Here is a 14,500-nt window from a genome sequence, read left to right on the forward strand (position 1 = left end):
TTTTATGGTGCACTCACTCAAGAAGAACAGATCAATTTATATTTTTATTATCTTGGCACTATTAATCATTAGCTCAAATTATACAGTGATGGTCATTCAGCCATTTGAGCCTGTCACAGATACTTTGATTCTCGCAACCTTGTTTGATTTAACAATCGTTTTACCTCTATTCTTCTATATATTTGTGGTTCGAAACCGTTTTTCCATGATTACTCTTCTTCCTGTTGTGATTGGCGGCTTTTGGTTTGCATACTTCATTGTTCCCCATCATGATATCGCTATTTTTAATTATGCAAAATACGGAATCTTTCTAATCGAAGGCCTCTTTATTGCAATTGAAATATTTCTTGCCGTCTTGTTAATTCGTAAAATTCCAACTCTCATCCAGCACTACAAACAAGAAAAAGAATACTCTTTTTATTATCCTGCAACTATTCGTAGAGCCTTACATCAAACATTCGGAAAGAAAAAACTTCTAGATATCCTTGTTTACGATTTCACCATTTTCTATTATGCATTCTTCGTTTGGAAGAAAAAATGGGATAGTAAATCAGGTACTCGTGTTTTTACCATTCATACTGAATCAGGATATTTTGGGTTGTTTATCATGTTAGTACATGCGATGGTGATAGAGGTAATCGGAGTTCATTTTTTAATAGCCCATTTTTGGAGCCCTATTGCAGCATGGATATTTACCATTTTCGATTTATATGCTCTTGCTTGGATTATTGCAGACTATCAGGCTGTACGTCTTTCACCAATTGTAATTAAAGACCGTAAGCTCTTCGCACAGGTTGGAATTAGACGTGAAATAGAAGTTGATTTAGACAATATAAAATCAATAAAAAGAACTGTTACAGATAAGAAGGCTAGAGCTCAGGAAAAAAATAGTTTTGCGATCACACTACCTGATTTCTTTGAAGAAGATCCACAGTTTGAAATTGAATTAAAATCCTCAGTTGTTGCTTACCTCCCCTTTGGGAAGAAAACGGATATCACTAAGCTATATGTAACAGTTGATGAAAAAGAAGCATTCCTTCAGGAAATGAATAGCTTTGTCAAAGAAAATCATAATGTATTCCAACTTTAAGCATATAAGTGTATTTTGCTCGGCAGCTTTGCCGAGTTTTTTCAGTTTTGGGTTGAATTGAAGGCTAGTCTATTCTACTAACTTTTTAATATACATATAATAAGGCAGGTTATAAGGAAGTGATTTAATTGAAATCATTTATTCATAGAAAAAAGACATTATATCGTGGGTTAATTTTTATTGTTGTGTATCTTAATACATTGTTAACCTTTGCCATTTTATATATTTTTTTAGATTTACTAGACCTTGGAGCGGTACATGACCATTATGCATCCGATTCGCATCAAGAACAGTCATTAGATATTGTAACCCGGTCGTTATATTTTAGTGCCATTACCCTCTTGTCTGTTGGATATGGCGACGTAACTCCATTTGGAGTCTCAAGAGCTGTAGCGATTATTGAAGCATTAATCGGTTATTTGTTACCTGTGGTCATCGTGATTCAGTTTCTCCCTCCTTTTCGAAATACAGAAGGTGATAATTATCCGTATGATTAGAAATGAGCTAGTCCACCAATGGGCTAGCTCCTCATTTTAAAAAGGTTGTTCATCTTGTGCCATTTCAACTAGATGGCCGGCTCTTTCCACTTTCGTCTTTAAGTATTTTTGGTTAAACTCCGACACATCTCCCCAAATTGGCATCCGTTCTGAGACATTCATACCTGAATTTTTAAGGGCTTCAATTTTTTTAGGATTATTTGTTATTAACGAAACTGGTTTAGACCGTAACGTCTTCAAGACCCGAATCGCATCGTCGTAATTTCTAGCATCATCCTTAAACCCTAGTTGGATATTTGCTTCAACTGTATCTAATCCATTCTCTTGAAGGATATAAGCCATCGCTTTACTAAATAAGCCTATTCCTCGACCTTCATGATTAGCTAAATAGAATAAAGCACCTGCCCCATGGTCCACAATAATTCTCATAGATTGCTTTAGTTGATATCCGCAATCACAACGTTTGCTTCCAAAAATATCACCCGTATGACAAATACTATGCATTCGAATTAAAGCCTCATCTGCATTTTCAAAATCTCCATATACTAATACACTGGATTGCTGTTTTTCAGCAAGGTTTGTTGATGAAAGCTTATCAATGATTCGATTTGCATCCAACGTTACCTCATCACAAAGTAGCCAGCAATACCACTGAAAAATGACTGTCTCTCCATCTAAATTCACAGGAAGCTTAATTGGCCCAACTAAGTAAATTGCTTTATCTCCTCTTTCAATGAGTTTAATTTTCTCCTGTAAGATGGAAATAATTTCTTTTGAAATCACGAATAATCCCCCTTGCTCATTTGGTTACAAGTAGTTTTTGATTATTATCATATATTTATCCACCCCATCTTTCTCGTTTTTAAGGCTTTAGTCTTGCTTTCTGAAGTTAAAAAATGATATAGTTACCTAGGTAACTAATTATAAAGAAATATTCAGAGGTGTTTATATGCAAACTGGACATACTCTATTTCACGCAGTTCATCAGTTATCACGACAGCTTACTAAACATGTAAATGAAACTTTAGAACCCTTCGGACTATTTGGCGCACAATGGTCCGTTTTATTTGTTTTAAAAACAAAAGGGACATTAACACAATCTGAGCTATGTGACTACTTAACTGTTGAGGCACCGCCGATGACACGAAATATACAAAAGCTAGTTAAACTTGGATATGTCAGACAGGTTCAAGGAACTGACAAGCGTACTAAGCAAATTGAATTAACGAAAAAGGCACTAACTGAGTATCCAAAATGGGAACAAGCTATAATCGAAATGAATAAAAAGCTCTTAGAAAATTACCCAACAGAATTACAGAATCAGGTATATCACCTTTTAAACCATTGGTTCTGTCAGATTAAGAACTAACACCAGGAGGGAAACTATGGGGAAACAAAAACTTTGGACGAAGGATTTTATTAATCTTTCGGTTAGTAACTTTTTTGTATTTTTGACGTTTTACTATTTATTGGTTTCATTACCGGTATACACGTTGAATGATTTGGGCGGAAATGAATTAGAAGCAGGACTCATGATTACTGTATTTTTATTCTCTGCTATCATCGTCCGTCCTTTTGCGGGTCGATGGTTAAATACCATTGGTAGAAAGAATGTCCTTACTCTTTCATTACTTATCTTTATGATTTCATCGCTATTCTATTTCTTCACTCCATCCATCTACTCTGTTTTATTGTTACGTTTATTCCATGGAATTGGATTCGGAATGGCAACAACCGCTGCTGGAGGAATTGTTGCAGACGTTATCCCCGATTCTCGAAAAGGAGAAGGCATGGGATATTTTATTATGTCAAACAACTTAGCAATGGTTATTGGTCCATTCTTAGGGCTAACACTATTGAATAAATCCGGAATGAATAGCGTATTCATTGTTGGAGCAATTTGTTCGATGCTTGCGTTGGTAACAGGCTATTTTGTAAAAGTTCCTGAAAGAGCACATGAAGAATTACTAAAAGAAAAAACAGTAAAAACAAAATTGTCTTTCGGGGATCTGTTTGAGGTTCCTGCGATAAAAATTTCCATTGTCGGTGGACTATTAGGGATTGTATACTCTTCACTCTTATCTTTCGTTTCAGTATATGCCCAAGAAATTGGATTATTTGAGGTTTCAAGTTTCTTTTTCGTGGTATATGCCATTGTACTATTAGTATCTAGACCTTTCACTGGAAGATGGTTTGATCAATATGGAGCAAATAAAATTGTCTATCCATCGATTGTAGTGTTTGCTATTGGAATGTTGTGTCTTGGGATTTCATCAACTTCCTTGATGTTCTTAATTGCTGCTGCTTTAATTGGTTTAGGCTGGGGAACATTATTCCCAAGTTTCCAAACAATTGCTGTTCAAGCTGCAGCCCCTACGCGCAGAGGAACAGCAACAGCTACATTCTTATCCATTTTTGACACTGGAATTGGTTTAGGCTCATCAATTGTAGGCCTTATAAGCGCACAAATCGGACTCGGCACCTTCTATTTCTTTAGTGCCTTTTATGTGATATTCGGGATTATACTCTATTATTTTCTTCATGATCGTAGATCGAAATTTGGTGTACAAACGGAACAAACTTATAATTAAACATCAGCATCCATCTAGGATAGAAGGGATTTTTCCTTTCTGTCCTTTCTAATTTTGATCTAGAGATGATGTAATTTAAACTTAAGCAGATGATTAGATTGACATGATGTTAATGGGTATAATTATGATTGAATACTATTTTACATAAGGAGTGATTGAACAATGTTTGATGTTGTTATAGTAGGCGCTGGTCCTGCAGGCGCAAGTGCAGCTTTATTTACAGCAAAGGCTGGTAAGAAAACATTACTTTTAGATAGTGATAAAGGTATGACCAAGCGTGCTTGGGTTGAAAACCATTATGGCGTTATGGAAATTGAAGGCCCTGAACTAGTTGAAATTGGCCAAAAACAAGCGGCGAAATTTGGTGCTGAGGTTGTTCAACAGCCTGTGACTTCTATTGAAAAAACTGAAAACGGTTTTAAGATTGTTACTGATAACGGTGATTACGAAGGAAAATACGTAGTTTTTGCTACTGGGGCTTTAACGGACGTAGCTGCATCTGCAGGAGTTGCCACTAAAGAAGGCACGGAGCCTCGTATCAAAACAGTTCTTGATGTGGATGCATCTGGTAAAACAAATGTTGAGGGAATCTGGGCTGCTGGTACGTGTGCAGGTGTAAGTGTTCATACAATAATTACAGCTGGCGACGGTGCTAAAGTTGCGATTAATATCATCAGTGAAATCAATGGTGAGCGTTATGTTGACCATGACGTGTTGAAAAAATAACATGCTAATTAAAGCCAGGTGAATAATATCTCCTGGCTTTTTAGATAATGATGAGAATACCTACATAGGACGATATGGTACATAGTATCGCTGATGCTAATATGTATAAGAATGCTTTCTTGTTCTGTCTTGAAAGAAATAACTGAATAGCTTCATAGCCAAATGTAGAAAATGTCGTGAATGCCCCACAAAAGCCGACTCCAAATAATAACCAACTCCACTCTGGTATTGTATGAATTAGCTTAAGGCCAGTTAAAATTCCTAAAAGTAATGATCCAGAGATGTTTATGAATAAAGTTGGATATGGAAATGAATTACCAGTTATTTTTCCAATCCATATTCCCGCGAGGTATCTACATGCAGCTCCAGCTGCTCCACCGATTCCAACAAGTATCATTGCGATTCTTCACCCATTTTACTTATTTTAGCCAACCGATAACCCAAAAATGATAAGATAATTCCAGCTATTAGACTCGTTAACACATATAAAACGGAAAGACCAAATTTCCCTTCCTCCATTAATTGAACAACTTCTACTGAGAAAGTGGAGAATGTTGTAAATGAACCAATAAAACCTGTACCAAACAACAATGCTATTTTTGGACTGATATTTTTTTGTTTAGTGATATAAGTTAACAACCATCCTAAGCATAGACATCCGATTAAGTTAACAGATAGAGTTCCAATCGGAAAACCTCTAGTTGGAGGCACCAATTCTCCAATTAAATAACGGGAACAAGCCCCCAGAAATCCACCAATCATTACAAATAGTATATTCATCCAATCACTGTCCTTATTTCTGATTAAATTATTATAGCATTTTATGTTGGAAAGGCGGTGGTGATTTGAATTGGAATAGAGTAACATGTATCTTCCTGTTTTTAGCAGGTTGATACCATTCGAACCGTTTGGAGTAGCATCACTTTCCTGGTTTTAGGAGGTTAATACCATTCGAAACCGTTTGGAGTGGCATTACTTTCTTCCTTTTAGGAAGCTTAGTTCCCTCTAGTCTCTTTTAAGAGCGGCAGATTGCTTTTGCTTGAAACACATATCTAATATTCATTTCATGAAACTATTTTTACGTACAACCGTAATACATAAGAGGATAAAACCAGAAAGAGGAATGCAAATGGAATCTAAACAAATACTCGAAAGTGAACTAAAAAAAATAGAAGCATGGGAAAAAGACCAGAGTGGTTTATGGTTTTGGGAACGAATTGGTCGACTTCCTTTTAAACTCCTTGATAAACTAACACCAAAATTCATCCATGAGAAAATCGGTATTCTTCTTGATGAAATTGGAAGCTATATACAAAACGGTGGAAAATATCTGATTCAGGAAAAAGCTATTTTTAATTTAATCGAAAAAAAAGCAAATACCCCCATTGAAAAGATTACAGATATCGAACAAATTCCGCTTCACAACATGATCGAAGCCAGTCAAGAGCATTCCGAAAAATGGGCAAAAGTGGCCACTCTGCAAGGAGCGACGACCGGTGTTGGCGGAATATTTACACTTGCCGTTGATATCCCTGCTATACTTGGAATGTCATTAAAAACACTTCAAGAAATTGCGATAATCCATGGGTTTGACCCAAAAGAAAAAAATGAGCGAATATTTATCATTAAATGTTTACAGTTCTCTTCTGCAGATGTAGTTGGTAAGCAGGCAATTCTTAAGGAACTTTCCTCCTTTTACCAAGGCAGAAATTCTTCGAATGAAATGATGTCACAACTCCAAGGTTGGCGTGAGGTAGTGTATACCTACCGCGATTCATTTGGGTGGAAAAAACTTTTTCAAATGATACCAATTGCAGGGATTCTTTTTGGAGCTATTTCCAATCGCTCAATGATTCAAGATCTCACGGAGACTGGAAATATGTTATACCGTAAAAGAAGAATCCTAGAAAGATTACAAGATGAAACTCCAACATCTTAAAATCCCCTTTTTTAGGGGGTTTTTTTTCGTGATAAAGACTAACTGGTTCTAGGCGGTCACATTTTTCATATTAATCGAATAAGTTATGTAAGAGACTAACACAAAGGAGTTTTCAACTTATGAAATGGAAAAATTATGGATTATGGGTCTCTCTTGCATCGATTTTATATATGGTATTTAAGGACTTAGGTGCGCAAATTGATTTAACAGCCTGGGAAACATACGTGACTGCAATATTAGGGCTTTTAGGGGCACTAGGGATAATTTCAAATCCAGATAAGGGTAAAGGTTTCTTTGACAAAATAACCGATTCACCTGTAGATGCCATTACACATGTTACAGAACAATTGCAAAGTCAAGATCAATCCCCTACAGGCCAGGAAGTAAATACACCCCAACAGCAACCACAGAATCAAATAGAGCCAGTTCAATCTCAAAATCAAATAAACCAACTTCAAAATGAATACCCAAATTACCAAAACCAAACAATTAATGCTCAACAAAACTACAATGAATATCAAAATAGTGCAAATGTAAACAATGCGACTTACTCACAAGAAGTCGAACAATCACAGGTTCAATCGGAAGTTAATATAGACACTAATCAGTATGCCTCTAATAAAGAGCATACACCAAGTGACTTTGACAGAAACTCTATTCACGGAATGCCTGCACCACCAAACGAGCATATGTAGTAAGCTTTTCCTAGCACCTGATCAACAGGTGCTTTTTCATTGAAATAAAATGAATAATTAACTGGGAAATATAAGAAAATAGATATATAGCGAACTGAAGTGTGGTGGATAAAACGATGTGAAAGCTGTAGAACGTATATTTTGGAGTATTGCATTACCAGGGTTCGGACAATTATTAAATAAACAATATGTAAAGGGTCTAACCTTTATTTTCTTAGAGTTCTTGGTCAATACCCTTGCAAATTTCAATGAAGTCATCATGCTTAGCTTTTTAGGTGAAACACAACAAGCACTTGAATCCACTAATTATGGATGGCTCATGTTTTATCCCTGTTTGTACTTTTTTGCCATGTGGGATGCATTTAAAGAAGCAGGTGGTGGAAAAGCTCCTTATTCCTTTTTGCCATTTGCATTTTGTGCTTATTTTGTTACGGTCGGTTTAATGGTCGCGCCTAAAGCTATTTTTTGGGGGATTACATTTGGACCTGTATTTTTCCCAATGATCTGTGTAATTCCTGGGCTAATCGTTGGCTTTCTCATAAGAAAAATCATCCTAACCTTTGGTAAAGAGGACGCTCTCGTGTGATACATATAACAAAAGGTTGCTGAGTGTTAACAGCAACCTTTACCATTTATTTTACCTTTTTATACAATTTTTGTTTTTTACTGATTTCCTCGTAATCATTGTCTTTGTCCGTATAATAAATCGTTTCCTTGTCTCCAAGTCCAAGAATGCCAAACATTGCTAAGCTTTCATAGAACAAATTATGAACCCGCTTTTGCAATTCTTTATTAAAATAAATGAGGACATTTCTACACATTATGACGTGGAACTCATTAAATGATTGGTCAGTTACTAAATTGTGCTGTGCAAATACGACATTGTTAGACAGGTGCGAATGAAATTTTACGCCATTATCTGTAACTGTATAGTAGTCTGAAAAAGCATTACTTCCACCCGCTTGCAAATAGTTCGTTGTGTACTTTTTCATATTCTCTAACGGATATCTACCTGATTTGGCAATCTTTAATACATCCGCATTAATATCTGTCGCATAAATTTTGGTCTTTTCATAGAGCCCCTCTTCAAGAAGTAGGATTGCCATTGAGTATACCTCTTCACCCGTAGAACATCCCGCATGCCAGATACGAATAGAAGGATATGTTCGCAATAATGGGACAACCTTTTCCCTAAATTCTAAAAAGAATAAAGGATCTCTAAACATCTCTGTTACATTAATCGAGAAATCGGCTATCAATCTGCGCAAACAGGCAGGATCATGAAGAATCCTCTCAAGTAGCCCTGTTATACTTGAAAGCTTTTCTGCCTCTAATCGATGCTGAACTCTTCTTCTTATCGAATTGTAAGCATAGCTCCGAAAGTCATACCCACACCACTGATATAGGCCGTTTAGCAGTAATTCAATTTCAATCTTTTCAAGATCTGAGCTTTCCTTTGTCTCAAGATTTACTGCACCAAATTGAGTATTCATAGTCTAAAGAGTCCCTTCTATTGATATAACCAAACCTTTATTAAAGAAATCAGTTGGTCGGGATTAATTGGTTTCACAATATAATCAGATGCTCCTACCTCCATACATTTCTCACGATCTTCTTTCATTGCTTTTGCCGTCAGCGCAATAATAGGTAAGGAAGAAAATTGTGGATTCTCTCTAATTTTTTTAATCGCGTCATATCCATCCATCTCAGGCATCATAATATCCATTAATACAAGGTCAGTATCTGGTTGTTGCTGCAATACTTCAATTCCTTCAATCCCATTTTCAGCAAAGGTTACGTTCATACCGTACATTTCAAGAATACTTGAAATCGCATATACATTTCGTACATCATCATCAACAAGAAGGATGTTCTTACCGAGTAGTCCTGTTTGATCCTTAACAGAGCTAGTTGAAGGCATCTCCGGTATTTCATTCATTGATTCGTTGCAATTTAATAGTAATGAAATTTCTTCCTTCAACCTTTGCGGAGAGTGTTCATCCTTAATGATTATCCGATGAACATATTTATTTAGGAAAATTTCCTCTTTTGATGATAAGTCACGCCCTGTATAAACGAATACCTTTACATCTTCATGATGATGCGAATTCTTTATTTTCTCCAATAAATCAAAACCGTTTGTATCTCTTAATCCCAAGTCTAATATAAGATAATCAAACGAATTTACCTTTAATTCTTCAATCGCTTCATAGCCTGACGATACTGCTTTAATTATGACATCCATATTCCCTATAAACTCCATAAGGGTATTTCGTTGTAGCAGATCATCATCAATGATTAAAAGCCGCTTAATATGACTATTTTCATCAACACTTGGAGTTTCTTTAAATCCTACAGAAGTTTCAACACTGCTCGTCAGGATTGAAATTGGCTTTTCGGTAGATACCGCAACCTCGTTTATAGCATTTTGAAGATCAATTTCATGTTGAAAATCACCAACAATAAATGTAAATGTACTTCCTTTTCCTTCTTCACTCTGGAGGACTATTTTGCCTCCAAGCAATGCAGCAATTTCTCTACTGATCGATAATCCTAGGCCAGTTCCGCCATATTTCCGGCTCGTAGTACCATCTGCTTGCTGGAATGCTTCAAAAATAAGTTGCTGCTTTTCAGTCGGAATTCCAATCCCACTATCGATTACTGAGAAAGAAAAAGCAGGATTGCTATTGTCTTCTAGGTAAGAGGAAATATCTAGTTTAATCTCTCCTTCTCGGGTGAATTTGAAAGCATTTGATAATAGATTTCGCAGTACCTGTTGAATTTTTTGTTCATCATTATAAAGGAAAGGTGGCAGACCCTTTTCTACATTGATTGAAAATTGTAGACCTTTTTCATTTACAACTGGTCTAAAGCTTCTTTCAACGTAATCAGCTAAATCATCGATTGTTATTTTGCTAGGATTTACTTCCATTTTTCCTGATTCAATTTTTGCTAAATCTAAAATATCGTTAATTAATGCTAATAAATCATTTCCAGCTGAGTAGATGGTCTTAGAATATTCTACTTGTTTAGTAGATAGATTTCCTTCTGTATTGTCCGATAAGAGTTTAGATAAAATAAGTAAACTATTTAATGGTGTTCTTAATTCATGAGACATATTTGCTAGAAACTCAGATTTATATTTTGAACTCAATGCAAGTTGTTTTGCTTTTTCCTCGAGTTCTGCTCTTGCGGCCTCTACCTCTTTATTTGTTTGTTCAAATCTCTTATTTTGATCAGCTAGATTTTTCGCTTTTTCTTCAAGATCAGCGTTTGTTTGTTCCAGCTCTTCTTGCTGAACTTGGAGTTTTTCCTCAGATTGACGAAGAGCTTGTGTCTGTTCCTCAAGCTCTTCATTAGTTGCTCTAAGTTCCTCTTGCTGCGCTTGCAGTTCTTCAGACTGTGCTTGAATCTCTTCCATTAATGTTTGAGATTCCTCCAATAATTTAGCTAGCCTAATTCTTCCCACTACACTTTCAATGATTATTCCCAGACCATTCATTAGCTCTTCTAGGAAATCTTGTTGAGTCTTACTATATGATTTGAAAGATGCAATTTCGATGACTGCTTTTACATCCCCCTCAAAAACAATCGGCAATACGTATAAATTTAAAGGAGAAGCTTCTCCTAACCCTGAACTTACCCGTACATAGTCTGAAGGGACATTTGTTAAAATGATCGGAGATTTTTCAAGGGCAGCTTGTCCAATAAGTCCTTCGCCCAATCGAATGGTATTGGAGAAACTCTTTCGTTCCTTAAAAGCGTAGGATGCGAGCAGTTTAAAACGAGCTTCCTCATCATCATCGATTTCAATGTCCTTGACATAAAATACAGCATGGCTAGAGTCAACTAAAGGAACTGTCTTAGAAAGGAAAGTTTGTGCTAACGTTTCTAAATCGTTTATTCCAGTTAGGCTCGTCGTGATTTCCGCAATATTAGAATTCAACCAGGCCAATTCTTGTTCTCTATTTATTTGCTGTTGTAAGGAATCTGTCATTATATTAAATGAGTTTGCGACATCACCTATTTCATCACTTGAATCAATCTCAACCTTTGTATTAAGGTCGGCACTACCGTTTGCCACCTCTTTCATTACAGCAGAGACTTTATTTAACCTATTTGATAGTGTCCAAATACTTTTAGCAAGAAAACCCATGATTAAAATGACACTAATTATGATAATTATTGCACTAATGACAAGCTCATTCTTAAACTCTGAAACACTATCATGTAAAGATGATTCCATACTTACTTCAAAAGATTCAGTTATATCTGAAAGAATGGTAAAAAAATCTTCATGTAGTTCGTTTGAACTCTCATCAATTAAATCTAGAGCTTCAATCTTACTCCCGGCATTGACCAATTTGATTAGCTCATTCTGATAAACATTAAAGTCACTATTTATATCTATAAGTTTCTTTACTAAAATTTTTTGTTCTGCAGTAATAGCCTTTTCTTCAATTAAAGTAATATTTTCTACAATGGATTGATTCTCTTCTTCCAACTTTGCCAGTTCTTGTTGAATCATTTTTTCATCATTAAACAAAACAAGATTTCGCAGTCGAATCCCTTCGTCCTTAATATCCCGATGAATATCTTCTGCTAGTATAGTTAGTTCATAGTTTGATTGTATTGATGTGCTCATTTTATTAAGACCAGAGATCTGAGCCCAGCCAATACCTATGAGAACAACAAGTAAAATTGGTAGTGTACTTAGGCCTAATAATAATTTTGTTCTAAATTTCATGAATGGATTCCTTTCATGTCACATTTATTTACTGATCGTTGAATCACTGATTTCAAAACATGTTTGATATACTAAAGCAATTGCTTGAACTCGATCAGTAACATTCATTTTTTGGAATATCCTTGTAATGTGATTTTTCACGGTGTGCTCACTAATAAATAATTTTTCAGAGATTTCCTTATTAGTTAATCCTGTTAACAGTAATTCAAAAACATCTACTTCTCTTGATGAGAGTCCAAAGACTTCCTTTGTAATCTGAATTGTGCCTGTAATTTCTTTATGAATTGTCTCAGGTTCATTGAAAGGTTCAGAAACGATTTTCTTTTGATCGAATAATGAAGTTATTCTCTTTTCAGAAATAAAGTCAATTTCATTATGGCCTAGAAGAAATGCCTCGAATTTTTCTTTTATTAATGGTGTACTTAATAAGTATCCTTGAATTTCTTCACATTTTAACTGCCTTAAAACTGACATTTGCTTCTCCGTCTCTACACCTTCGGCTATTACGGACATATTTAAATTATGTGCTAATGAAATGATAGCCTCAGTTAAAACAGTATCGTTTGGAGAGTCACTAGATATTTCTTGAATAAAAGTCCGATCGATTTTCAACGCATGGATTGGGAAACGTCTCAAATAGCTTAAAGACGAATAGCCAGTCCCGAAGTCGTCGATACTTACCTGTATCCCCATATCCTTTAATTGATGAAGAGTCTTAGAAATCACTGTCTCATTCCCCAGTATTACCGATTCAGTAATCTCAATTTCTAGTAAACTAGGACTTACCTTGTATTCAGATAAAATTCGTTGGATTTTATCAACTAGATCTTTTTGCAAAAAATGTTGGGCTGAAAAATTAACTGCAATTCTAATTGAAGACAATTCTGTCTTATTCCATTCATTTAATTGGCTGCAAACAGTTGTAAGAACCCATTCACCGATCTCGATGATTTGCCCGGTTTCTTCGGCTAATGGAATGAATTCACTTGGTGACAATATTCCCCATTTTGGATGCTCCCACCGCAATAAGGCTTCGGCACTTTTAATCTTGCCATTTTCAAGTTCCATACGAGGCTGATAAACGATTGAAAGTTCTTGTCGTTCAATGGCTTTACGTAAATCATTTTGCATGATAAACGTCCGATAAGACTGAAGATTCATCCCGGAGTGATACACTTTATAATTGTTTTTTCCTTGCTCCTTCGCACGAAACAATGCTGTACCCGCATTTTTCACAAGTGTTACCGGGTCTTCTCCATCATATGGAAATATACTCAATCCAACGCTTGCTGTGAAAAACAATTCATAGTGATCAATGTATAGTGGCTCATTAAAAGCAACATTAATTTTTGTAGCAATTTCTAATGTTTCCTCACGATCTGTATTAGGTAATATAATGGAGAACTCATCACCGCCAAATCTAGCAACAAAGTCTCCTTCCCTTACAGTTGCTTTCAATCGTTTCGCAATTTCCTTTAGTACTCGATCACCTGTATTAAAATCAAGTGAATCGTTCACATATTTGAAGTAGTCAATATCTAAAACAACAACTCCGATTGCTTGGTTTCTTTTCTTAGATTCCTTTACCCAAACAGTTAGTTCGTCCTGGAACATTCTTCGATTTGGTAAACCCGTTAAATAATCATGCAAAGCCATAAATTCAATTTCTTTATTTTTTATTTCTAGTAATTCTGTTTGTATCATAAGTTGCTTTTTTATTGTATATATTTCAACGAAGCCATCAACCTTTGCCTTTAATACTATTGGGTCAACAGGCTTCAGTATATAATCAATTGCCCCAACCGAATATCCTCTAAAAATATGATCCGAGTCCATGTTATTAGCCGTTATAAATAAAAGTGGAATATTTTTTGTTTTCTCACGTGCTTTGATTATTTTCGCAGTTTCAATCCCATCAATTCCTGGCATTTGAACATCCAATAAAATGACTGCGAACTCATATTTTAATAGATACTTTAAAGCTTCTTCCCCAGAAAAAGCTTTGATTAAGTTATAATCTTCCCTTTCAATTATAGCTTCCAAGGCTAATAGATTCTCTGGACGGTCATCCACTAAGAGAATATTTATTTTTTCAATATCTGCCATTACTCCACCCCTGATATTTTCCATATACTCCTGTTATAGGATATCATACCTATATCTTTGGGTGGAGTTTATTTTAAGTGTAAAATGGACTAGTTTTTTCCATATCTAA

The 14,500-nt window shown here is 35.5% G+C and carries 14 protein-coding genes; 8 read left to right on the top strand and 6 right to left on the bottom strand.

Annotated features, from left to right (window positions below; all coding sequences use genetic code 11):
- Window positions 1-4: 4 nt before the first annotated feature.
- Both AC6CHV_RS23515 and AC6CHV_RS23520 read left to right on the top strand, forming a co-directional pair.
- Entirely contained in the window at window positions 5-1,090 is a 1,086-nt protein-coding gene (locus tag AC6CHV_RS23515; protein WP_341332541.1) for a hypothetical protein, read from the top strand.
- A gap of 128 nt (window positions 1,091-1,218) precedes the next feature.
- Window positions 1,219-1,587: an ion channel gene (locus AC6CHV_RS23520; protein ID WP_121447141.1), complete on the top strand. Its 369-nt coding sequence runs from the start codon at window positions 1,219-1,221 to the stop codon at window positions 1,585-1,587.
- Between the two features lie 36 nt (window positions 1,588-1,623).
- Here the strand turns inward: AC6CHV_RS23520 and AC6CHV_RS23525 are convergent, their stop codons facing one another.
- Window positions 1,624-2,370, bottom strand: a complete 747-nt coding sequence (locus AC6CHV_RS23525) for a GTP cyclohydrolase II (RefSeq protein ID WP_341332542.1) — start codon at window positions 2,368-2,370, stop codon at window positions 1,624-1,626.
- Between the two features lie 166 nt (window positions 2,371-2,536).
- Between AC6CHV_RS23525 and AC6CHV_RS23530 the strand changes: the two genes are divergently transcribed.
- From AC6CHV_RS23530 to AC6CHV_RS23540, 3 genes are all read left to right on the top strand, one after another.
- Window positions 2,537-2,956 (top strand): MarR family winged helix-turn-helix transcriptional regulator, encoded by a 420-nt coding sequence (locus tag AC6CHV_RS23530; protein ID WP_341332543.1) that lies wholly within the window; start codon window positions 2,537-2,539, stop codon window positions 2,954-2,956.
- A 16-nt stretch (window positions 2,957-2,972) separates the two neighbouring features.
- Complete coding sequence (locus AC6CHV_RS23535; protein WP_341332544.1) at window positions 2,973-4,178, top strand: MFS transporter; 1,206 nt, start codon at window positions 2,973-2,975, stop codon at window positions 4,176-4,178.
- Window positions 4,179-4,340: 162 nt separating this feature from the next.
- Window positions 4,341-4,904 carry an FAD-dependent oxidoreductase gene (locus tag AC6CHV_RS23540; protein ID WP_341332545.1) on the top strand — a complete coding sequence of 188 codons (564 nt, stop codon included), beginning with the start codon at window positions 4,341-4,343 and terminating at the stop codon, window positions 4,902-4,904.
- 40 nt (window positions 4,905-4,944) lie between these two features.
- On the opposite strand, the gene crcB (AC6CHV_RS23545) is transcribed toward AC6CHV_RS23540, so the two are convergent.
- Entirely contained in the window at window positions 4,945-5,301 is a 357-nt protein-coding gene (gene crcB, locus AC6CHV_RS23545; protein WP_341332546.1) for a fluoride efflux transporter CrcB, read from the bottom strand.
- Window positions 5,298-5,684 (bottom strand): fluoride efflux transporter CrcB, encoded by a 387-nt coding sequence (crcB, locus tag AC6CHV_RS23550; RefSeq protein ID WP_341332547.1) that lies wholly within the window; start codon window positions 5,682-5,684, stop codon window positions 5,298-5,300. Before crcB (AC6CHV_RS23550) ends, crcB (AC6CHV_RS23545) begins: the two co-directional genes overlap by 4 nt.
- 349 nt (window positions 5,685-6,033) lie before the next feature.
- Here crcB (AC6CHV_RS23550) and AC6CHV_RS23555 point away from each other — a divergent pair, with 349 nt between their 5' ends.
- From AC6CHV_RS23555 to AC6CHV_RS23565, 3 genes are all read left to right on the top strand, one after another.
- The gene (locus AC6CHV_RS23555) at window positions 6,034-6,843 is read left to right on the top strand and encodes an EcsC family protein (RefSeq protein ID WP_341332548.1); all 810 of its coding nucleotides are present in this window, start codon (window positions 6,034-6,036) and stop codon (window positions 6,841-6,843) included.
- A gap of 119 nt (window positions 6,844-6,962) precedes the next feature.
- A complete protein-coding gene (locus AC6CHV_RS23560; protein WP_341332549.1) occupies window positions 6,963-7,538 on the top strand; it encodes a hypothetical protein in 576 nt (191 codons plus the stop codon).
- A 118-nt stretch (window positions 7,539-7,656) separates the two neighbouring features.
- A complete protein-coding gene (locus AC6CHV_RS23565; protein ID WP_121447149.1) occupies window positions 7,657-8,124 on the top strand; it encodes a hypothetical protein in 468 nt (155 codons plus the stop codon).
- 46 nt (window positions 8,125-8,170) lie between these two features.
- Here the strand turns inward: AC6CHV_RS23565 and AC6CHV_RS23570 are convergent, their stop codons facing one another.
- The 3 genes from AC6CHV_RS23570 to AC6CHV_RS23580 are packed head-to-tail and all read right to left on the bottom strand — an operon-like array spanning window position 8,171 to window position 14,415.
- Window positions 8,171-9,031 (bottom strand): CheR family methyltransferase, encoded by an 861-nt coding sequence (locus AC6CHV_RS23570; RefSeq protein WP_341332550.1) that lies wholly within the window; start codon window positions 9,029-9,031, stop codon window positions 8,171-8,173.
- Between the two features lie 17 nt (window positions 9,032-9,048).
- Entirely contained in the window at window positions 9,049-12,285 is a 3,237-nt protein-coding gene (locus tag AC6CHV_RS23575) for a response regulator (RefSeq protein ID WP_341332551.1), read from the bottom strand.
- Window positions 12,286-12,309: 24 nt separating this feature from the next.
- Entirely contained in the window at window positions 12,310-14,415 is a 2,106-nt protein-coding gene (locus AC6CHV_RS23580; protein ID WP_498079778.1) for an EAL domain-containing protein, read from the bottom strand.
- Window positions 14,416-14,500: the final 85 nt, after the last annotated feature.

The organism is Ferdinandcohnia sp. GQ5 (genome assembly GCF_059759275.1).